The organism is Providencia sp. PROV003, assembly GCF_045040775.1.
Classification (GTDB): Bacteria; Pseudomonadota; Gammaproteobacteria; order Enterobacterales; family Enterobacteriaceae; genus Providencia; species Providencia huashanensis.
In genome coordinates this window covers 4,644,094-4,665,267 of the sequence record NZ_CP096369.1, presented here as the reverse complement: position 1 = coordinate 4,665,267, position 21,174 = coordinate 4,644,094, and the positions used below count along the sequence as shown (strand labels likewise).

Below are 21,174 nucleotides of genomic sequence, written 5' to 3'. Positions count from 1 at the left end.
GTCAGGATCAAACTGCACTATGAGGCGGCGGTTCATACCGCGCCAGGGGAGCGAATGGACAGCGAGGAGCCTCCGAACGTTCGGGTCGCCTGCTCGGGTGATATCGACGAGGTTGTGCGGCTGATGCACGACGCTGCGGCGTGGATGTCCGCCAAGGGAACGCCCGCCTGGGACGTCGCGCGGATCGACCGGACATTCGCGGAGACCTTCGTCCTGAGATCCGAGCTCCTAGTCGCGAGTTGCAGCGACGGCATCGTCGGCTGTTGCACCTTGTCGGCCGAGGATCCCGAGTTCTGGCCCGACGCCCTCAAGGGGGAGGCCGCATATCTGCACAAGCTCGCGGTGCGACGGACACATGCGGGCCGGGGTGTCAGCTCCGCGCTGATCGAGGCTTGCCGCCATGCCGCGCGAACGCAGGGGTGCGCCAAGCTGCGGCTCGACTGCCACCCGAACCTGCGTGGCCTATACGAGCGGCTCGGATTCACCCACGTCGACACTTTCAATCCCGGCTGGGATCCAACCTTCATCGCAGAACGCCTAGAACTCGAAATCTAACGTCCGTTCGGGCATCGAGGTCCATGTCGGGGTGGGACGGGCCCGTGGCTTCAAGATCACTTGCAGTCCGACCGCGATGTCTTGGTTGCGCGAGAGGTTGTCGATATCCTCCACTTCCATCATCAACCCTGGATAATGCCGCCGCCGTCATCGCCGCCGACGCCCGTGCCGGGCTTTTCGGGCCTGTCAGGCTTGCTCGGCCTTCAGCCTGCCTGGGCGAGATCTCCGGCGGACGGATTAACGGCGGAGCTTCGCCGCCTTTCGTGCGTGTGAAGGCCGAAGATAGTTCTCTCAAAAACATCCGTTTATGAGAGATACCAAATGTCATTTTCAGAAGACGACTGCACCAGTTGATTGGGCGTAATGGCTGTTGTGCAGCCAGCTCCTGACAGTTCAATATCAGAAGTGATCTGCACCAATCTCGACTATGCTCAATACTCGTGTGGGCTCTGTTGCAAAAATCGTGAAGCTTGAGCATGCTTGGCGGAGATTGGACGGACGGAACGATGACGGATTTCAAGTGGCGCCATTTCCAGGGTGATGTGATCCTGTGGGCGGTGCGCTGGTATTGTCGCTATCCGATCAGCTATCGCGACCTTGAGGAAATGCTGGCGGAACGCGGCATTTCGGTCGACCATACGACGATCTATCGCTGGGTCCAGTGCTACGCCCCGGAGATGGAGAAGCGGCTGCGCTGGTTCTGGCGGCGTGGCTTTGATCCGAGCTGGCGCCTGGATGAAACCTACGTCAAGGTGCGGGGCAAGTGGACCTACCTGTACCGGGCAGTCGACAAGCGGGGCGACACGATCGATTTCTACCTGTCGCCGACCCGCAGCGCCAAGGCAGCGAAGCGGTTCCTGGGCAAGGCCCTGCGAGGCCTGAAGCACTGGGAAAAGCCTGCCACGCTCAATACCGACAAAGCGCCGAGCTATGGTGCAGCGATCACCGAATTGAAGCGCGAAGGAAAGCTGGACCGGGAGACGGCCCACCGGCAGGTGAAGTATCTCAATAACGTGATCGAGGCCGATCACGGAAAGCTCAAGATACTGATCAAGCCGGTGCGCGGTTTCAAATCGATCCCCACGGCCTATGCCACGATCAAGGGATTCGAAGTCATGCGAGCCCTGCGCAAAGGACAGGCTCGCCCCTGGTGCCTGCAGCCCGGCATCAGGGGCGAGGTGCGCCTTGTGGAGAGAGCTTTTGGCATTGGGCCCTCGGCGCTGACGGAGGCCATGGGCATGCTCAACCACCATTTCGCAGCAGCCGCCTGATCGGCGCAGAGCGACAGCCTACCTCTGACTGCCGCCAATCTTTGCAACAGAGCCCGCCGTGCTAGTCTGCTCGGTGATGGTGGAGTGAAGCCAACCCGCAATCGGGTTATGAATCTGCATCGCGATTCGCAATCAGCTGTCTCTTGAGCATGTCGAACTCCTGCGATGTTATCTCGCCGTGCTCGTGCTGCTACACCAACTTGTCCAACTCATCCGCCACACCGCTCCCCACCACCTGCGATGGCCAGGTTGTTTGCTGGGCGCATTGGCGGAGTATCGTCTCGACCCGGGACACCCACACCGGCACAACCTTACGGGAGTGATTCACTGTCAAAGAATCGGCCCGGTGCTCTGACGCAAGTATCGGGATGGTCACCATTTGTAAGCCGTAGACCTGAGTGGTGATCAAGACTTCGATACCACCGACCGTACCGGTACTAATCGACGACGGTCGTGTTCGTCGCCTGCCGCAGGGACTCTGCACACCTCCGTTTACGCATGTGCCTGGAGGAGTTGGAAATCGTCGTGTTCGGGAAACATTAAACACAGGATGGCAGCGATCTGAGCCAGCACATGATCAGCTAGCTCACCATCCGGATCGACGGCCCACTGCATCGTCGCGCCAGCGATGACCGAGTGCAGGAGCAACTCAGCTGCCGCAGGAGCACCTGGGGGCAGTCGCTTGCGGATCCCCTCCACCACCGCGCGGTTCCGCTGGATCGCAAGCGTGCGTAGCTCCGGCACCTGGAGCTCGTACCAGGAGATGAGATAGTTCACCGAGAAGTCGTTGCGAGTGTTCATGCTCCGAACGAGCACCTGCAAAAATTCCCAGAGCCCTTGCGGCCCTGCGCCTATCGGTATCGCATTCAGGTAATGCCGCACCTGCTCGACGCCGCGCTCCATCATCCTCACCAGCAGCGTATCGCGGTTGGTGAAGCGCTGGATTAACGCTGCGCGGGAGAGCCCCACCTCCTTTGCTACTCCGCTGAGCGTGAACTCTATGGGACCGCAACGCTTCAGCACTACGGTGGCGGCCTCGAGTACCTCGTCATCGGACTTGAGCTTGGGGCGGGGCATCAGTGTTCACCTTCTGTATGGGTTGGGGCGGAGGCTGTGGCTGCCGCCGCCATTGTAGCAAATTGAAGACGGAGCGAGAGTAGAGCCACGAGCCCCGCAAACACGGCCGATACAACGAGGCCAGGGAGCGGACCAGCAAGGTCGACAAACGCGCCGGCCGCAAGCATAACCATGGGCGAGGCTGACAGCATCACCGCCGAGACCGTGCCGAGTACCCGGCCGAGAAGTTCTGGCGGCGTGCGGTTGTAGATGGCAGCGTTGAGAATGGGAGAGACTGAGCCGGTCAGCAGTCCCACGAGCGCGCCCAACAACATCAGCACCGGCACGCCTGGCAACTGTGAAAGCAGAAGCGAGCCCACCGCAGAGCCACAAAATGCCACCGCCAGCCAGTTCTGCGCTGATATCCGGGCGCCGACCGACGCATGAATGGCAATGCCAAGGAGACCACCAGCCCCCATCATTGAGGAGAACAGCCCGAGCTCTGCTACTTGGCGTCCTGCATCTACAAACAGCGCAGGCATGATGACGCTGCCGTTGGCGCCAACGATGCCCACGAAGATCATCACTATACCAAAGAGAGGGCGCAGCAGGGGTTCGCTCCAGAGAAAAGCGACGCCGGCGCGCATGGAGAGAGTCGCCGTCGTGGTCATCGTCCGAGCGGCACGCGCGGGAAGCACCCACGCGCCGAGCAGACCTGCAAGGACGGAGCAGAACGCCGTCAGCCCGAGCGTTGGCGCAGCGCCAAGCAGGCCGATTGCGGCCCCCCCAAGGGCCGGGCCACCTAGAATCGCGACGTTCCCGATCACCGCTTTCAGTGACGAGACGCGCTCAACGGAGAGCCCGGCGACGTGGCCGAGTTTGGGCAGCTCACTGTCCTGCGCGGCCATACCGGGTGCGTCGAACGCGGCACCGAGCACCACGCAAGCGATCAGCCCAGTGTTCGAGAGGGCGCCAACGGCATCGAGCAGTGGGATGCTCGCCATGGCCACGCCGCCCACCACACCCGAGATCAATGCGACGGGCGCGCGCCCGAACCGATCGACGAGGCCACCACCAACCCACGCGCCGATGATGGTCGCGATGACGCTGCTAGCGGCCGTGGCGCCCGCCCAGGCCGCGCTCTTTGTATGAGACAGGACGAACCATGGAAGCGCGAGGGCCGCCACCGCGTTGCCGATCCGGAAGAGAAAGGTCGCCGCGAACAGCGTCGCGAGCGGGCTATATCGACGTTCGCTCATTCCGCTGCGGCGAGCTGCGCCTTCGCCGCAGCGAGGTACTCTTCGTTACCCGAGTCGAGGGCGAAGAGTGCGTAGGTGACCGCCCCGAACGCAAGGCGCTCCGCGATGTGGTGGGCGAGCCGCGGCCACACCCGGCCACCGGCCGCTTCATACGTGAGGAGGAGCTTCGCGAGCCCCTCTTCACCAAAGACCATAAGGTGCGCGGCCATGTCGATGGCAGGGTCATCAACGCGGGCCTCGCTCCAGTCGATCATCCCGCTGACGCGCTCCGTGTTGTCGATGAGCACATGGCCCACGTAGAGATCGCCATGCACCACCACGGAGAAATCTGGCCACGACGAATCGTCGTCGAGCCAGCGCTGCCACCGGTGGAGGCGCTTGTCGTTCACCACGAACTCGCGTCGGACGCGGTCAACGTCGTCGGCCACCTTCTGACGGGCCTGCGTCGGTGTACGGATGAGCATCCCCGCATCCACGGCGGCGGAAATGGGGACGGCATGCAGGGCGGCGAGCGCGGTCGCGAAGCTCTCCGCGAAGACCTCCGAGTCCTGCGGCACGACCCAGTCGGGCGTGGACGAACCAGGCTGGATGACCATCGCAGTCGAGTCTTCGAGCATGGGATAGGCAACGAGCTCGGCGTTGGCCACGCGCCAGTCCGGCACCGCGAACGGCAGGCGATTCTTGAGCATTGCCAGCACCCGCGCCTCTGGTTCGACCTTCGCGCTTACCTCGGCTCGGCGCGGGATGCGCAGCACCCACCGACGTCCATCGTCGACGGTGGCGATCACGATCCTATAGTCGAGCCCAAGCTCATTGACAGTCAGCGGGCCATGGAGCTTGAGCCCATGTCGGGCTGCAAGTGCGTACAGTTGGAAGGTATCGGCGGTCGTGACTACGGTCATGATTCACTCCTGAGGGCTTGACGGGTTTAGCCACCTAAATATAACAGTCACGTCGGTTATATTCAATCCTCATGCGAATCGGGGTACGACCCACAGCCCCCTCAGTACAGGTCCATCGTCACACCCGAGATCGTTGGGGTCCAGCTCCCAGTGGTTCGGAGCAACGGGCGGCAGGGCAATGATCCGAAAATTACCCCTTCCTTTGCGTCACCACAGCTTGCACCAACTGACCCTGAATTAAAAAATTGAAAAACTAACTTTTGGGTGTTGACTTAAAGCAAACCAAGCATATGCTAACCAATAGTTAGCAAATTGATTTCGCACGATGGACAACCCCAGCCGGAGGACCAGCACAACACTGGCAGCGGTGGCAACAAACCGCTTGGGGAAATAACACCGGCAACCGGGCTGACTAACCTCCCCGCTCTCCCTTGGCAAGGCTGGAATGCATGCCGACCAAGGTGAATGGAAATTAAGGCAGTGACCGGCTGACAGCTGGAAAGACAGCACAGTTGAAGTGATAGCGAACACAGCGAGTGGCGGGTCTGACTCCCCAGCCACCCACCCGGTGAAAGGCCGGGACACAACCGGGATTGCATTGCAGGTGAGCCAAGGCCCATGGGGTACCGCACGAGAGACCCGGAGACCAATGCAATCCACGGTTGTGGTGAATGGGAAGGTCTTTGCGCCAACCGGCATTCGTAGGGATGCCCCCTAGACCTCGGCCGGTGTCAGACCCGGCCACCACAACCAACCGATATGACCACCCCAAGGAGGTGATCACATCTCCCACCGCAGGGTTAAGCGGATGCCTGGTCCCGCTGTGAAGCGCCACCCAGGCCCTCGCCGAGAGGCGACCGTTTCGAATGGTAGGTCTGCCCGTGAGGGCGCACCGGTACCGACAGCAAGAACGGCTGACTCACTGTGAAGTGCTCAAGCCACCACCACAGGTGCAATGCATGTGGTTACAGCTCTCTCCTGGCCCCGTCAACGGGGCCTTTATCCCACAAGCGATAGCGGCCCGACAGCGGGTCACGGACTCCTATTGCCTGTCGTTTGTGTGATGAGACCAGTTTCTGGAAGAACGGAGGCATCCATGCACCCACGCGAGTTCATTGCCAAGCACATCAAGGCAACGCTGGAGAAGGAGGAATTTCCCCCTCATGCGGTCTCGCTGGGGGTGAAAGAAGCCACCTTCTTTTTCGACCGAACACCCAGCTTCGCAAAGGGGAAAGTGTTCGATGAGTGCCTCAAGGCGGCCCGTGCAGTAGCCAGGGTCGCGAAGAAGGCCAAGCCATGATCCGGGGAGCGGGTCATATCTCAACAAAGGGGCGAATAGAGAAAACGGAATCTATGGTCACTCCCGTTTTTGCAACACCGATTTTGACGACAAGTTGGCTTGCTTGAATCTATCCGGCGTCTGAATGGGATTTTATTCCCGCGCCTCGATGAGTTCCGCGCCTGATGAACCTCCAGAAAATATACGGCTTCAATGAGCCTTTCCGTTTTACAGGTTCCTCAACAGGCCGGTGGGCCGTTAGTATCATCAATATCAGTATTCGCAAAACCAGATGAATGATTGTTTAAACTGGTGTATTTCTGCCTTTATGCTTCGTAAGTTTGCTGTCGCGCCGTCAGTGCCCAGGCTATTCTGGCCAGCTTGTTTGCCAGAGCACAGGTGACGACAAAGTTGCTTTTCCGACACAACAACTCCCTGACCCAGTCGGCCAACTTGCCAGACTGGTGTTCCAGTTTTTGTATGAATACCCTGGCACACTGAACCAACAAAGTTCGGATCTTTTTGTTGCCCCGCTTGCTAATCCCTAACAATGTCGTCCGACCTCCCGTGCTGTACTGTCGGGGTACCAGCCCTGTTGCCGCCGCAAAGTCACGGCTGCTGGCGTACTGCTTCCCGTCGCCAATCTCAGTTGAAATAGTACTGGCAGTCAGCGTTCCAACGCAGGGAATACTCAGCAAGCGCTGTCCAACCTCATCTTCGTCCAACTTTCGTTTCAACTGAGATTCCAGATCTTTAATCTGCTCAACAAGATAGTGATAATGCTGTTGTAATTTCAGCAGTAACTGGCTGAGATAAAGAGGCAAACTACTGTCCTCAAGAAGGGTACTCAGTCGACTAATAACGGCAGCACCTCGCGGAACGCTGATACCAAATTCCAGCAGAAAAGCATGCATCTGATTAGTTGTTTTCACCTTATCCTGAACCAGGGATTCACGGACACGATGCAGAGCTCGCATTGCCTGCTGAGATTCGGTTCTGGGCTGCACGAAACGCATAGATGGACGTGATGCTGCTTCACAGATAGCTTCAGCATCAACGAAGTCATTTTTGTTGCTTTTAACGAATGGGCGGACAAATTGCGGTGATATCAGCTTTGGAAAATGCCCTAACTCTGCCAGCTTGCGTGCCATAAAGTGAGAACCGCCACAGGCTTCCATCGCGATGGTTGTTGCCGGGCATGTCGCCAGAAATTCGATTAGCTTTGGTCGGGTGAATTTTTTACGGTAAACGGCCTTCCCACGATGATCCTGACAATGAATATGGAAAGAGTTCTTACCCAGATCGATACCAATAAGCGCAATGTTTTCCATGATGGTTCTCCGAATGAAAGCCTGTCCTCAGCATAGTACTGGGAAGGAGGGAGTGACCATCTCATTAAAAATCGTACGTTAAGGTTTTCCGGGCAGCCTTAGCGGCCGAAACTTCCCGTCCTCCAGCCTGCGGCTCTGCCGCCAGACATAATCGCCGGTCAGGTTGATGTGCTCCCACCCCAGCGGCGACAGGTATTGCAGCAGCTCGCTATCCACCGACTTCCCCGCTTCGCTCATCGCCTGGGTGGCGCGTTCCAAGTACACCGTGTTCCACAGCACGATGGCGGCCGTCACCAGGTTGAGACCGCTGGCCCGGTAGCGCTGCTGCTCGAAGCTCCGATCCCTGATTTCGCCGAGGCGGTTGAAGAACACCGCCCTGGCCAGGGAGTTGCGCGCCTCGCCCTTGTTCAGTCCGGCATGCACGCGGCGACGTAGCTCTACGCTTTGCAGCCAGTCGAGGATGAACAGTGTGCGCTCAATCCGGCCCAGTTCGCGCAAGGCCACGGCCAGACCGTTCTGGCGCGGGTAGCTGCCGAGCTTGCGCAGCATCAGCGAGGCAGTGACGGTGCCCTGCTTGATCGAGCTGGCCAGGCGCAGGATGTCGTCCCAGTGGGCGCGGACATGCTTGATGTTCAGGGTGCCGCCAACCATTGGGCGCAATGTCGGGTAGTCCTGGACGCTATTCGGAACATACAGCTTGGTTTCGCCGAGGTCGCGGATGCGCGGTGCGAAGCGGAAGCCCAGCAGGTGCATCAGGGCGAAGACGTGATCGGTGAAGCCAGCCGTGTCGGTGTAGTGCTCCTCAATCCGTAGGTCGGACTCGTGGTACAGCAAGCCGTCAAGCACATAGGTGGAATCGCGCACGCCGACATTCACCACGCGGGTGCTGAACGGTGCGTACTGGTCGGAAATATGGGTGTAGAACAGCCGCCCCGGCTCGCTGCCGTACTTCGGGTTGACGTGCCCGGTGCTTTCACCCCGACCGCCCGCCCGGAAGCGCTGGCCATCGGAAGAAGAGGTCGTTCCGTCGCCCCAGTGAGCGGCGAAGGTATGACGGTACTGGTGGTTGACCAGCTCGGCTAGGGCCGCCGAGTAGGTTTCGTCTCGGATGTGCCAGGCTTGCAGCCAGGATAGCTTGGCGTAGGTCAGGCCGGGGCTCGACTCGGCCATCTTGGTCAGCCCGAGGTTGATCGCATCGCCCAGGATCGCTGACAGCAGCAATGTCCGGTCTTTGGCCTCGGCACCGTCCTTCAGGTGGGTGAAGTGGCGGCTGAAGCCCGTCCAGTCGTCCACGTCCATCAGCAGTTCGGTGATCTTGATGCGCGGCAGCAACTGGCTGGTCTGGTCGATCAGCGCCTGCGCGGTATTGGGCACCGCGGAATCCAGTGGGGTGATCTTCAGCCCCGACTCGGTGAGGATGGCATCGGGCAGCTCGTTGTCCTTGGCCAGGCGGGTGACGGTGGCCAGCTGCTCGTCCAGCAGCTGCAAGCGCTCTTCCAGGTACTGGTTGCTGTTCGGGTTGATCGCCAGGGGCAGAGCCTGCGCATGCTTGAGCGCGGCGAACCTCTCTGCCGGCAGCAGGTAGTCGTCAAAGTCGCGGAACTGCCGCGAGCCCTTGACCCAGATGTCGCCGGATCGCAGCGCGTTCTTCAGCTCGGACAGGGCGCAGATTTCGTAAAAGCGCCGGTCGAGGCCTTCCGGGGTTATCACTAGCGGCTTCCAGCGCGGCTTGATGAAGGCGGTGGGCGCATCGGCCGGCACCTTGCGCAGGTTGTCGGCGTTCATCTCGCGCAGGGCCTGCACGGCCGCCAGCACGCCTTGCGCAGCCGGGGCGGCGCGCAGTTCCAGCACCTCCAACAAGGCCGGCGTATAGCGGCGCAGGGTGGCGAAGTTCTCGCCAACCAGGTGCAGATGGTCGAAGCCCTCCGGCCGGGCCAGCAGCTCGGCCTCGCTGACGCTCTCGGTGAACTCGTCCCAGGGAATCACCGCCTCGATGGCGGCGTAGGGATCGCTGCCGCTTTCCTTGGCCTCCAGCAGGGCCTGGCCGATCTTGGAGTACAGGCGCACCTTGTCGTTGATCGCCTTGCCTTGCTTCTGGAACTGCTGCTGATGCTTGTTCTTGGCGCTGCTAAACAGCTTGACCAGGATGCGGTCGTGCAGATCGACCAGCTCATCAATCACGGTCGCCGTACTCTCCAGCACCACGGCGGCCAGGGTCGCGTAGCGCCGCTGCGGCTCAAACTTACCGAGGTCTTTGGGCGTCATCTGCCCACCCTCGCGGGCCAGCTTGAGCAGGCGGTTCTGGTGGATGTGCCGGCCCAGAGCTTCGGGCAAATCCACCAGCTGAAATGTCTTCAGCCGCTCGATGTGTTCGAGCATGTGCCGGGAGTTCGGTTTTAGTGGGGCCTGCCGCAACCAGGTCAACCAGGTGATGCTGCTGCCGGCCTTGAGCTTCAACAGCTCGTCCAGCTTGGCCCGATGCGAGTCCGTGAGTGGTTCGACGAGGGCGCGGTAGACCCGGCGATTGGCCCGCGCAATGGCTTCCGAGCAGGCCCGGTCAATCACGCTCAGCGCCGGCAGGATGCGCCGCTTCTGCCGCAGACTCTCCAGCGCCTGGCCGGCCAGCAGCAAACCCTTATCGGTCTGCTGGGCCAACTCGGTCAGCTCGCGCACCAGGGCGCGGAAGTCGGACAGGCCGAACGGGGCCAGTTGTAGGTAGGTGCGCAGTTCCTGGGCGTGCTCGCGGCGAGTCACGTCGCGTTCGCCGTACTTCGCCCAGCTCGCCGGGTCGGCCTGAACTTGCTTGGCCACCCACTGGATGACCGGCTCGGGCAGCTCACTGTCAGTACCCAGTGCGTAGCCGGGGTAGCGCAGCAGGCAGAGCTGCACCGCAAAGCCCAGGCGGTTGGCGTCGCCGCGCCGCTGGCGGATCAGCGACAGGTCGGAGTCGTTGAAGGTGTAGTAGCGGATCAGGTCATCCTGGCTTTCTGGCAGCGCAAGCAAGGTGTCTCGCTCAGTGGCCGAGAGAATCGAGCGACGCGGCATGGTTCAGTCGTCCGTGCGAAGGTACTGGTAGAGGGTTTCACGGCTGATGCCGAACTCGCGGGCGAGCTGAGCCTTCGGCTCGCCCGCAGCGGCCCGCTGCCGCAACGTGATGGCTTGCTCGTCGGAGAGGGCTTTCTTGCGGCCCCGGTAGGCACCGCGCTGCTTGGCCAGGGCGATGCCCTCGCGCTGCCGCTCGCGGATCAGGGCGCGCTCGAACTCGGCAAAGGCACCCATGACCGACAACATGAGGTTGGCCATGGGAGAGTCCTCGCCGGTGAACACCAACCCCTCCTTCAAGAACTCGATGCGTACACCGCGCTTGGTCAGCTTTTGCACCAGACGGCGCAGATCGTCGAGGTTGCGCGCCAGGCGATCCATGCTGTGCACCACCACGGTATCGCCTTCGCGGACGAATCCGAGCATAGCCTCCAGTTGCGGGCGCTGGGTGTCCTTGCCTGAGGCCTTGTCCTGTGTCGCAGTCCGCTTGTCGCAACAAATCAAGACTCGCCGATGTTTCCACGCCTTCGGCCACTACTTCCATGCCAAGCCCATGCGCAAGCTGAATCACGGTGCGCACGATGGTCTGGTCGCGGTGGTCGTTGGCGAGTCCGGCGACAAACGATTGGTCGATCTTGAGCGTGCTGATGGGGCAGCATTTCAGGTGTTGCAGGCAGGAATAGCCGGTGCCGAAGTCGTCGGCGGCGAAGCGCACACCGATCTGTCGCAAAGCTTCCAGGGCGGGGAAGATCGCCGGATCACCGAACGCAACCGATTCGGTCAGCTCAATTTCAAGATACGCGGCGGGCAACCCGGCATCGGCCAGCACGCCCTTTACCCACTTGTCGAAATCTGGCCCCACTTGGCTCGCCGAAACATTGACGGCCAGCCGGAACGGTTGCCATGCCAGCACCCGCCAGTCGCGCATTTGACGGCAGGCTGCGCCCAGCACCCATGCGCCGATTTCCGGCATCAGGCCGGACGATTCGATCACGGGCAGGAACTGGCCCGGCGGCAACAGTCCGAGCGTCGGATGACGCCAGCGCAACAGGGCTTCCGCGCCGACAATCTGCTCACTGCGCAAATCGACAATCGGCTGGTAGTGCAGCTCAAGCTGCCCGCGCTCGACCGCCTGCGCCAGTTGCGCCACTGTCCATTCAATTGGCTGGGAAGCGCTCATGATCGACCTCTGAAGGCCCGCAGCAGCCGCGTCACAGACAGGACAAACAAGCCGGTCAGCGTGAGGGCTGCAATACCCCAGTGCTCGCCGATGAACGCGCCGGCCGTCGTGCCGGCCAGCACAATGGCGAGAATCGGCAAATGACAGGGACAGGTGAGCACCGCCAGCGCACCCCACAGGTAGCCGGTGAACGGCTTGTGTGTCTCGGCCGGCATGCGCTCGGGGCTGTTCATGGCAAACTCTCCGCATGCTGTGCCGGCGCGGTCGGCATGGCGGCCAACTGCACTTCCAGATTGGCCAACGCTTCGCGCCGGCGTTCGACGAACTGACGCAGCACAGCAAGCTGCGCGGCAGTTTCATCGCAGTTCGCCGCATCCAGCGCCCGGCACAGCCGCGCCAATGCGCCGAGGCCGATGCCCGCCTCGAAGGCGGCCCGCACGAAGCACAGTCGCTGCAAGGCGGCGTCATCGAACAGGCCGTAGCCACCCGTGGTGCAGGCGACTGGCCGCAGCAATCCGCGCAGCAGGTAGTCGCGCACGATATGCACGCTCACCCCGGCATCAAGGGCCAGCCGGGACACCGTGTAGGCGTTCATCGAACACCTCCTTTTGGTCGGTTCACGGCAATGCATATACCGTTTCGCCGAGTTCAATCCGCGCGCTGCGAATCCGATGCCGGTGCCGTAGAACATTGGGTCGATATCCGATCACGGTGTCCTAGATGACATGGTCTGCAACAGATGTCGATTAAACTCCTGGCCCAAGCCGAAAGCCTCGTGGACACTGACGATCGCCAATCCTTCCAATCCTTGATGCTTGGAGGCCCAGTCTTCCGCCGTCGGGACAGATGCAAAGAAATGTACATGGCAACAGAAGGACTGACGAACGTCGGCTGCTTCCTGCGGCAATACCAAGGACACCGCCATGCCGGCAGGTTCGACAGCCTGTATCTCGCTGGGTGAAACCGTGAGTGAAACGGGTGCTCCGGTTGCAGCGCAATGCGATGAGACGCGAGCTGTACGGCCGATCAGCGCCGGAAATATCAAGGTGTCCAGCGCGCACCAGGCATACAGACGGCGGTCGTCAATTTCAAAGACATACGAAGTCTCGCGCAAGGTGAGGCCGTAGCCGATGATGTTCCCATCTTTGTCATATTCGGTACTGGTGGCCTGTTCGAGTACGGCGGCCACTCGCTCAGCGGGCCAGTCGAGAATCCCGGCAAGTGTCGTTCGTGAAACCGGACGCCCCTTGGCGAGTTCCCGCAGTAGCGGGACCAAGAGATCCGCAGTACCATTGGTACGATTGACCGAAGTGAGACGTTCTAAAATATATGGGGCGAGCTTCATGGTTCCATCTCCTTTCATCCTGCGCAGCAGGACAATTGTTTGACATCCTTGGTGAAGGTCTGCGCCGCGAGCTTCAGCCCCTCGACCATCGTCAGGTAGGGGAACAACTGGTCGGCCAGTTCCTGCACCGTCATGCGGTTGCGAATGGCGAGAACAGCCGTCTGGATCAATTCGCCGGCTTCCGGGGCGACGACCTGCACGCCGATGAGCCGTCCGCTACCTTCCTCGATGACCAGCTTGATAAAGCCGCGTGTGTCGAAGTTGGCAAGCGCACGCGGCACGTTGTCGAGCGTGAGCGTGCGACTGTCGGTTTCGATCCCGTCGTGATGCGCTTCCGCTTCGCTGTAGCCCACGGTTGCTACTTGCGGATCGGTGAACACCACGGCCGGCATCGCGGTTAGATTGATGGCAGCATCCCCTCCGGTCATGTTGATCGCGGCACGGGTGCCGGCCGCTGCCGCCACATAGACGAATTGTGGCTGGTCCGTGCAGTCGCCGGCCGCGTAAATGTGTGGCGTGCTGGTGCGCATGCCCTTGTCGATGACGATGGCACCCTGCGCATTGACGGTGACTCCCGCCGCGTCGAGTGCCAGGCTGCGCGTGTTCGGTGTCCGTCCGGTAGCGACCAGCAGCTTGTCGGCACGTACTTCACCGTGTCCCGTGGTCAGCACGAATTCGCCGTTCACATGCGCGACCTGGCTGGCTTGCGTGTGTTCCAGTACCTTGATCCCTTCGGCACGGAAGGCCGCTGTGACGGCCTCGCCGATGGACGGGTCGTCGCGGAAGAACAGCGTGTTGCGAGCTAGGATCGTGACCTGGCTGCCCAGCCGGGCGAAGGCTTGCGCCAGTTCCAGCGCGACCACCGACGAGCCGATCACGGCTAGGCGTTCGGGAATGGTGTCGCTGACCAAGGCCTCGGTCGAAGTCCAGTAGGGTGACTCTTTCAGGCCCGGAATCGGCGGCATGGCCGGACTGGCACCCGTGGCGACCAGGCAGCGGTCGAACATCACGACGCGCTCACCACCCTCGTTCAAACTAACGATAAGGCTCTGGTCGTCCTTGAAACGCGCTTCACCGTGCAGAACGGTGATGGCTGAATTGCCGTCCAGGATGCCTTCGTACTTGGCATGACGGAGTTCTTCGACACGGGCCTGCTGCTGGGCCAGCAGCCGCTCGCGCAAGATCGTCGGCGGTGTGGGTGGCATGCCGCCGTCGAATGGGCTTTCCCGGCGCAGATGGGCGATGTGGGCGGCGCGGATCATGATCTTGGACGGCACACAACCGACGTTGACGCAGGTGCCGCCGATGGTGCCGCGCTCAATCAGCGTGACCTGCGCGCCTTGCTCGACGGCCTTCAGTGCTGCCGCCATCGCGGCTCCACCGCTGCCGATCACGGCGACTTGCAACGGGCGCTCGCCGCCGCTGCCCTTGTCGGCGGCACCCATCCAGCCGCGCACCTTGTCGAACAGCCCAGTGCGGTTGTCGGTCGGCGGGGCATCGGCGAGCATCGCTTTGTAGCCCAGGCCAGCCACGGCGGCGGTCAGTGCGTCCGGCGCTGTGCCTGGATCAAGGGCGAGCTGGGCCGCGCCCTTGGCATAGGACACTATGGCAGATTGGACGCCGGGTACTTTTTCCAGCGCTTCCTTGACGTGCGCCGCGCACGAGTCGCAGGTCATGCCGGTGATTTTTAGATGGGTCATGCGACAGATCCTTTTTCGTTTGTGGTAGCAGACAAGGGCGTCAGATGTGCTGCGCTGCCGTTTTCAGTGCCTCACTTCTTGACGCTGGACGGATAGCCCGCGTCTTCGGTGGCCTTGGTCAGCTTCTGCACGCTGGTCTTGGCATCATCGAAGGTGACAACCGCTTCGCGTGTCTCGAAGGTCACGTTAACTTTGCTGACGCCTTCGACCTTGGAAATCGCCTTCTTAACGGTGATCGGACAAGCGGAGCAGGTCATGCCCGGTACGGACAGCGTGACGGTCTGGGTGGCGGCCCACACGGGGGCAACAACGGCAGCGATGGCGAGAGAGGCAAACAGTTTTTTCATGATGAACTCCTGTGATTAATAGAAAAATGGCATGACGTAGGGAAATCCGAGCGCGACCAGAACCAGCGCGGCCACGACCCAGAAAATGAGCTTGTAAGTAGCGCGCACTTGGGGAATCGCACACACATCCCCTGGTTTGCAGGCTTGCGCCGGTCGGTAGATGCGCCGCCAGGCGAAAAACAGCGCCACCAACGCCGCGCCGATGAAGATCGGGCGATAAGGTTCCAACACCGTCAAGTTGCCGATCCAAGCGCCGCTGAACCCCAGGGCGATCAGAACCAGCGGCCCCAGGCAGCAAGCCGAGGCGAGGATGGCGGCTAGCCCGCCAGTGAAGAGCGCCCCGCGCCCGTTTTGAGGTTCAGACATACGCTTGTCCTTTCAAATCTGGATTGGATAGCTTAAGCTTACTTCCGTACCAATGTACGGAGTCAAGCGATATGGAAAAAAATTTGGAGAATCTGACTATTGGCGTTTTCGCCAAGGCGGCCGGGGTCAACGTGGAAACAATCCGGTTCTATCAGCGCAAGGGCTTGTTGCCGGAGCCGGACAAGCCCTATGGCAGCATCCGCCGCTATGGCGAGGCGGATGTGACGCGGGTGCGCTTCGTGAAATCAGCCCAGCGGCTCGGATTCAGCCTCGACGAGATCGCAGAGCTGCTGAGGCTGGATGACGGCACCCACTGCGAGGAAGCCAGCAGCCTGGCCGAGCACAAGCTTCAGGACGTGCGCGAAAAAATGACCGACCTGGCGCGCATGGAAACCGTGCTATCCGAACTTGTGTTCGCCTGCCATGCGCGGCAAGGGAACGTTTCTTGCCCGCTGATTGCTTCGCTGCAAGGGGAGAAAGAGCCGCGTGGTGCCGACGCGGTGTAGCCGAGGGTAGTTACGCCTTAGCGTGCTTTATTTAATGAGATGGTCACTCCCTCCTTCCCAGTACTATGCTGAGGACAGGCTTTCATTCGGAGAACCATCATGGAAAACATTGCGCTTATTGGTATCGATCTGGGTAAGAACTCTTTCCATATTCATTGTCAGGATCATCGTGGGAAGGCCGTTTACCGTAAAAAATTCACCCGACCAAAGCTAATCGAATTTCTGGCGACATGCCCGGCAACAACCATCGCGATGGAAGCCTGTGGCGGTTCTCACTTTATGGCACGCAAGCTGGCAGAGTTAGGGCATTTTCCAAAGCTGATATCACCGCAATTTGTCCGCCCATTCGTTAAAAGCAACAAAAATGACTTCGTTGATGCTGAAGCTATCTGTGAAGCAGCATCACGTCCATCTATGCGTTTCGTGCAGCCCAGAACCGAATCTCAGCAGGCAATGCGAGCTCTGCATCGTGTCCGTGAATCCCTGGTTCAGGATAAGGTGAAAACAACTAATCAGATGCATGCTTTTCTGCTGGAATTTGGTATCAGCGTTCCGCGAGGTGCTGCCGTTATTAGTCGACTGAGTACCCTTCTTGAGGACAGTAGTTTGCCTCTTTATCTCAGCCAGTTACTGCTGAAATTACAACAGCATTATCACTATCTTGTTGAGCAGATTAAAGATCTGGAATCTCAGTTGAAACGAAAGTTGGACGAAGATGAGGTTGGACAGCGCTTGCTGAGTATTCCCTGCGTTGGAACGCTGACTGCCAGTACTATTTCAACTGAGATTGGCGACGGGAAGCAGTACGCCAGCAGCCGTGACTTTGCGGCGGCAACAGGGCTGGTACCCCGACAGTACAGCACGGGAGGTCGGACGACATTGGGGTTCTAGGGATTTTCCCCTCTAAAAAGACTTAATCCTCTGTAGACCACACCAATAAATGGCTGCGGAGGTGGGTTACTACTTATAAGTGTGGCAAATTAGGTAAATATCGTACATTTAATACGGAACAGCCCTGATATGGCCATCAAAAACGAAATTACTATTCTCACGAGAGCAGAACAGGCAGATCTTTATTCCCCACCCATTTTTTCAATCGAAGAACAACGTCTGTACTTTTCTCTGAACGATGCGGAATTGGCAGTTTTTCGGTCAATTCGTCTCAGAGCTCATAGATGTTACTTTGTCGCGATTTTGGGATACTTCAAATCAAAGCCCGTCATCCTAGATATCGCTTACTCGCAGGTTTCTAAGGATTTAATGTTCATCAGTAAAGAGCTGCTTGGCGGCAAGGGGCTCAGACCATTCACTCCCTCACAAAAACAAAAAGATCGACTCTACGCAAAAGTATTAGACCTTGCTGGTTATCACAAATGGGACGAAAGTCAGCACTTCAATTCTCTTTTCGACCACCTTGTTCAGGTGGGCAATGCCTGGCTGGAGCCGCGTTACCTCTTTGATACTGCTATTGAATTCCTAACCAGTCACAGCATTGCTATCCCTAGGTACACCGTACTCCAGAGACTGATAAGCAGAGCGATGCAGCAGGTCAGAAAAGACCTGGCGCACCAACTTAATCAACTCACCAGTCCTGAACTTCACGTCTTTCTGGACAGCATAACAGCCATTGATGACGGACTAAGCCTGAACCAGCTCAGAGGCGGTGCAAAAAGTCTGACCGTACCTGAACTTAAAAAAGAGCTTGCCCTTTATCATCAGTTAGCGCCATGGCGCACGCAAATCAATGGCGTTATCGATGGGCTTAATCTGTCTCTTAAAAATCGACAACACTTCGGTGAGCTCATCAACTATTACGGTAGTAAACTCAAACGATTCAAACGCGCACAGCAGCATCTATGGTTGCTATGTCACCTGACAGAGCGGATACAACTGGCACTGGAACGGTTAACTGATGGGTTCATTTACCATATCCGCAAGCAACAAGAAGCTGCCAACACCTTTGCACAACAAGCAGTGTTCCTGTCCTGGCAGTCAGCCGCGGACAATGTCACGAAAGCGGCAGAGTTACTGCATCTGTTTGTGGATGAGAACATTGATGATAATCAACCCTTCTCAGTAGTCAGACAACAGGCATTGAAGGTCATGAATGACAGGGATATCCAGACCCTCTGCCTTTACCTGAAAAAACAGAAACGGACCGTGGAAGAGTACCAGTGGCAACATTACGATGAACAATGCAATCTCCTGGAGCAACTGTTAAGGCAGGTGTTCTTGTGCCTTGAATGTGAGGCCGGTAAAGGCTCAGAAGCCGTCGTCGCCCAACTTCAACAGATGCAGACGGAAATCGCATTCGGTGGACCACTGAAGACGATGGATACGTCGCTCATCCCGAAAAAGCACCTCCCATGGTTGGTTAAACAGGATAACGTTAACCCGCAACGTTACGAATGGCTGCTCTACCGGCAGTTAACCTCACGACTGAATGGACGCATTTATTTGCCAAATGTTACCAAATACCGCGCACTGGAAGACGACCTGATCCCCCAGACATCGCAGGATACCTTGCTGGCCTCATCAACACTGGACAGACTAAAACAGCCCGCAGAGTTATTGTTACAGGAGAAACAACACCGGCTGGAAAGTGCACTCAAAGACGTTGCTCTCCATATTGATGAGGGAGACAATCGAAATGTGATCATGAAAAATCGTACCGGTACCCGCTGGCGTCTGCCGACCAAAAGCGCTACATCTCTGGTCAACAATCCCTTTTTTAAGCGAATGCAACCGGTCGGTATCGCGGATGTACTGCGGTATGTAGAGCGCGAAACCGGGTTCATGAAATGTCTGACTCATGTACTTCCGATACAAAAACAAGGGTTCACTCATCAGGATGATTTACTGGCCATTCTGATTGCCAACGCCACTCACCGTGGTGTGTATGGCATGGCGCAGATCTCCGATCGAAGCTATGAACACCTGAGTACGGTGCAGGCCAACTATATCCGGCCTGAAACGCTGCATGACGCCAGCGACGTGATCAATAATGCGGTTGCAGCGCTACCCATCTTCCGCCACTACCATATTCAGGAGGACCAGCTGCATGCCAGTGCGGATGGTCAGAAATTCGAAACCCATCTGGAAACCTTTAAAACCCGGTACTCCTCTAAGTATTTCGGCACCAACAAAGGGATCACGGCCATGACACTGGTGGCCAACCACAGCGCCCTCAATGCTCGGATCATCGGTTCCAACGAGCACGAATCACACTATATTTATGACCTGTTACAATCCAACAGCAGTGAAATCAAACCTGACGTACTCTCGACAGATACACACGGTGTCAATCATGTTAACTTCGCCTTACTGGATCTATGCGGTTACAGTTTTGCACCGCGATACGCGCAGTTCAGTAGTGTCATCAATGATCTGTTTGATGTGACTGAAAGTGAACAAGGCAGCACCATACTGGCGCTAAAGAAGCCTATCAGAACGAATGTTATTACAACGGGATGGCAAGATATCAGGCGTATTGTTCTGTCACTTCAGACAAAGCGGACGACACAAGCAATGCTGGTAAGAAAGTTGTCTGGTTACCCTTCTGGACACCCAATATTACAGGCTCTGACGGAGTATAATCGACTGGTTAAAGCGCAATATTTACTTGACTACATCGACGATGCCAGTTTGCGGCAGTATGTGCAACGTGCCCTGAACCGGGGAGAAGCATGGCACTTCCTTAGACGAGCCATTGCGTCGGTGAATGGTGATCAGTTCCGTGGCAAAAACGAGTCTGAAATCGCTATCTGGAATGAATGCGCAAGATTGCTTGCCAACGCGATCATCTACTTCAACTCCGCGATACTGAGTCATCTTCTGGGACACTTTGAAGCGAGAGGAGATGAAGAGAAAGCGGGTATCACTCGTGCTGTTTCGCCCGTTGCGTGGCAAAATATCAACTTAAGCGGAACGTATAACTTCACTAATACTGGGAAATTGCCCAATATTGGCGAAATAACAAGGCCGATAGTGGATGATTAGGCTCCAAGCTGAAAGTAAACCACCTCCGCAGCCATTTATTGGTGTGGTCTACAGAGGATTATGTCTTTTTAGAGGGGAAAATCCCTAGAACCCCACAATGGAACGATTGTGCTCGACTCATTTCAAATTGCATTATTTATTATAATTCCGCGTTACTATCGGCATTTTTACAAATCCAAGAGAGGAACGGTAGGCAAGATGTGGTTGATGTTATTTCTCGGCTTTCACCTGTTGCTTGGCAACACATTAATCTAAATGGGGAATATGCCTTTAATAAAGACCGCAAAGAAATCGACTTAGCTGGTTTACTTAGTGATGTAGAATCAATAAGTTAAAGAATGCCATCTGTTTGTATTTCTAATTCAAAAGGTACTGCGCATCAAAGTGCCATTAAAAATTGGAGGTGTTGATATTCTATATGCTTGATATATACAAGCTAACATTGATAGAAAACAGATAAGCTAACAAGTTTTTAGTCGAGCCATGAACTGTTCTATAATTGTTCTAATTGCAAAACTCTTCAATTTGGTTTGTTACTAGATTTAAAAATACTTTTCTATGCTCGATTTTAGTAAGTAGCAGCTTTTGGATGTCTTCAGGAACTTTTCTTTCTCCTGCATCTATTGCCATTAGTAATGGCTTGATATCAACTACAAGAAGACCTGCCGCCCTTGCTGCTCGAATGAACTTTAATCTCTTTAATGCACATAAGCCGTAAAGTGAATGGCCTGACTTAGTTTTTTCTTCGCAGTGTACTAAGTTCTCAAGAACATAATTTCTTACCGTATGGACAGATGTTTGTGCAGCTAGTGCCAGTTGAGAAATACTCAAAGGAAAATCCAACGCATCATCATCACTACTAATGAACTTATTGATGTCAGGTATCTCTGTCAAAAAACTGACTTCACCAACAGGAATGTTTTCAACCTTAGATTTAATCATGATTTAGCATGCTTCCAATTTGTGTTGTTAATGGAATGCCTTAAGATATCTTGATTACATTCAATCAATTGGCACTCCATTAACATTTCTGTAA

The 21,174-nt window shown here is 57.4% G+C and carries 20 protein-coding genes and 3 pseudogenes; 9 read left to right on the top strand and 14 right to left on the bottom strand.

All coding sequences use genetic code 11. The features are described 5' to 3' along the window. The first annotated feature begins 54 nt into the window (after positions 1-54). From M1F14_RS21360 to M1F14_RS21350, 3 genes are all read left to right on the top strand, one after another. Complete coding sequence (locus M1F14_RS21360; RefSeq protein WP_000376623.1) at positions 55-555, top strand: GNAT family N-acetyltransferase; 501 nt, start codon at positions 55-57, stop codon at positions 553-555. Between the two features lie 506 nt (positions 556-1,061). Next, on the top strand, positions 1,062-1,826 hold the full coding sequence (locus M1F14_RS21355; protein ID WP_001389365.1) for an IS6-like element IS6100 family transposase: 765 nt from the start codon (positions 1,062-1,064) through the stop codon (positions 1,824-1,826). A 165-nt stretch (positions 1,827-1,991) separates the two neighbouring features. After that, the gene (locus M1F14_RS21350; RefSeq protein WP_031942717.1) at positions 1,992-2,231 is read left to right on the top strand and encodes a hypothetical protein; all 240 of its coding nucleotides are present in this window, start codon (positions 1,992-1,994) and stop codon (positions 2,229-2,231) included. 87 nt (positions 2,232-2,318) lie between these two features. On the opposite strand, the gene mphR(A) is transcribed toward M1F14_RS21350, so the two are convergent. Genes mphR(A) through M1F14_RS21335 form a run of 3 tightly spaced genes read right to left on the bottom strand, consistent with a single transcriptional unit; the run spans position 2,319 to position 5,043 of the window. Continuing rightward, entirely contained in the window at positions 2,319-2,903 is a 585-nt protein-coding gene (mphR(A), locus tag M1F14_RS21345) for a macrolide-binding transcriptional repressor MphR(A) (protein ID WP_001137892.1), read from the bottom strand. Continuing rightward, on the bottom strand, positions 2,903-4,141 hold the full coding sequence (gene mrx(A), locus M1F14_RS21340; RefSeq protein WP_000004159.1) for a macrolide resistance MFS transporter Mrx(A): 1,239 nt from the start codon (positions 4,139-4,141) through the stop codon (positions 2,903-2,905). The genes mphR(A) and mrx(A) overlap by 1 nt, the downstream gene beginning before the upstream one ends. Then, positions 4,138-5,043, bottom strand: a complete 906-nt coding sequence (locus M1F14_RS21335; protein ID WP_000219387.1) for an Mph(A) family macrolide 2'-phosphotransferase — start codon at positions 5,041-5,043, stop codon at positions 4,138-4,140. The genes mrx(A) and M1F14_RS21335 overlap by 4 nt, the downstream gene beginning before the upstream one ends. A 517-nt stretch (positions 5,044-5,560) precedes the next feature. On the opposite strand from M1F14_RS21335, the gene M1F14_RS21330 reads away from it, so the two are divergent. Continuing rightward, positions 5,561-5,761: a hypothetical protein gene (locus M1F14_RS21330; RefSeq protein WP_148241588.1), complete on the top strand. Its 201-nt coding sequence runs from the start codon at positions 5,561-5,563 to the stop codon at positions 5,759-5,761. Between the two features lie 378 nt (positions 5,762-6,139). Next, positions 6,140-6,343, top strand: coding sequence for a hypothetical protein (locus M1F14_RS21325; protein ID WP_000553518.1), 204 nt, complete (start codon positions 6,140-6,142; stop codon positions 6,341-6,343). Between the two features lie 305 nt (positions 6,344-6,648). Here M1F14_RS21325 and M1F14_RS21320 read toward each other — a convergent pair whose 3' ends face one another. The 10 genes and pseudogenes from M1F14_RS21320 to M1F14_RS21275 form a co-directional block, all read right to left on the bottom strand. Continuing rightward, entirely contained in the window at positions 6,649-7,653 is a 1,005-nt protein-coding gene (locus M1F14_RS21320) for an IS110-like element IS5075 family transposase (RefSeq protein ID WP_000427614.1), read from the bottom strand. A gap of 78 nt (positions 7,654-7,731) precedes the next feature. Then, positions 7,732-10,698, bottom strand: a complete 2,967-nt coding sequence (locus tag M1F14_RS21315; RefSeq protein ID WP_034064681.1) for a Tn3 family transposase — start codon at positions 10,696-10,698, stop codon at positions 7,732-7,734. A 3-nt stretch (positions 10,699-10,701) separates the two neighbouring features. Continuing rightward, positions 10,702-11,166 (bottom strand): annotated as a pseudogene (locus tag M1F14_RS21310) (recombinase family protein); the annotation flags it as partial. Next, positions 11,132-11,875 (bottom strand): annotated as a pseudogene (locus tag M1F14_RS21305) (putative bifunctional diguanylate cyclase/phosphodiesterase); the annotation flags it as partial. The pseudogenes M1F14_RS21305 and M1F14_RS21310, both read right to left, overlap by 35 nt. Continuing rightward, complete coding sequence (merE, locus tag M1F14_RS21300) at positions 11,872-12,108, bottom strand: broad-spectrum mercury transporter MerE (RefSeq protein WP_001087810.1); 237 nt, start codon at positions 12,106-12,108, stop codon at positions 11,872-11,874. The pseudogene M1F14_RS21305 and the gene merE, both read right to left, overlap by 4 nt. Beyond that, positions 12,105-12,470 carry a mercury resistance co-regulator MerD gene (gene merD, locus M1F14_RS21295; RefSeq protein ID WP_000995361.1) on the bottom strand — a complete coding sequence of 122 codons (366 nt, stop codon included), beginning with the start codon at positions 12,468-12,470 and terminating at the stop codon, positions 12,105-12,107. Before merD ends, merE begins: the two co-directional genes overlap by 4 nt. A 111-nt stretch (positions 12,471-12,581) precedes the next feature. Next, complete coding sequence (gene merB / locus M1F14_RS21290) at positions 12,582-13,220, bottom strand: organomercurial lyase MerB (protein ID WP_000761850.1); 639 nt, start codon at positions 13,218-13,220, stop codon at positions 12,582-12,584. 14 nt (positions 13,221-13,234) lie between these two features. Beyond that, the gene (gene merA, locus M1F14_RS21285) at positions 13,235-14,920 is read right to left on the bottom strand and encodes a mercury(II) reductase (protein WP_000149288.1); all 1,686 of its coding nucleotides are present in this window, start codon (positions 14,918-14,920) and stop codon (positions 13,235-13,237) included. A 71-nt stretch (positions 14,921-14,991) separates the two neighbouring features. Then, positions 14,992-15,267: a mercury resistance system periplasmic binding protein MerP gene (gene merP, locus M1F14_RS21280; RefSeq protein ID WP_000732290.1), complete on the bottom strand. Its 276-nt coding sequence runs from the start codon at positions 15,265-15,267 to the stop codon at positions 14,992-14,994. 15 nt (positions 15,268-15,282) lie between these two features. After that, a complete protein-coding gene (locus tag M1F14_RS21275) occupies positions 15,283-15,633 on the bottom strand; it encodes a mercuric transport protein MerT (protein ID WP_001294666.1) in 351 nt (116 codons plus the stop codon). 71 nt (positions 15,634-15,704) lie between these two features. Between M1F14_RS21275 and M1F14_RS21270 the strand changes: the two genes are divergently transcribed. The 4 genes and pseudogenes from M1F14_RS21270 (at position 15,705) to M1F14_RS21255 (ending at position 20,473) form a co-directional block, all read left to right on the top strand. Continuing rightward, positions 15,705-16,139 carry a mercury resistance transcriptional regulator MerR gene (locus tag M1F14_RS21270; protein ID WP_000414383.1) on the top strand — a complete coding sequence of 145 codons (435 nt, stop codon included), beginning with the start codon at positions 15,705-15,707 and terminating at the stop codon, positions 16,137-16,139. Positions 16,140-16,238: 99 nt separating this feature from the next. Continuing rightward, positions 16,239-17,021, top strand: a pseudogene (locus M1F14_RS21265) (IS110-like element IS5075 family transposase); the annotation flags it as partial. A 138-nt stretch (positions 17,022-17,159) separates the two neighbouring features. Further along, positions 17,160-20,138 (top strand): Tn3 family transposase, encoded by a 2,979-nt coding sequence (locus tag M1F14_RS21260; protein WP_000985631.1) that lies wholly within the window; start codon positions 17,160-17,162, stop codon positions 20,136-20,138. Positions 20,139-20,179: 41 nt separating this feature from the next. Next, on the top strand, positions 20,180-20,473 hold the full coding sequence (locus M1F14_RS21255) for a Tn3 family transposase (protein ID WP_158088382.1): 294 nt from the start codon (positions 20,180-20,182) through the stop codon (positions 20,471-20,473). Positions 20,474-20,642: 169 nt separating this feature from the next. Here M1F14_RS21255 and M1F14_RS21250 read toward each other — a convergent pair whose 3' ends face one another. Then, on the bottom strand, positions 20,643-21,080 hold the full coding sequence (locus M1F14_RS21250; RefSeq protein ID WP_008110853.1) for a MerR family transcriptional regulator: 438 nt from the start codon (positions 21,078-21,080) through the stop codon (positions 20,643-20,645). Positions 21,081-21,174 lie beyond the last annotated feature (94 nt).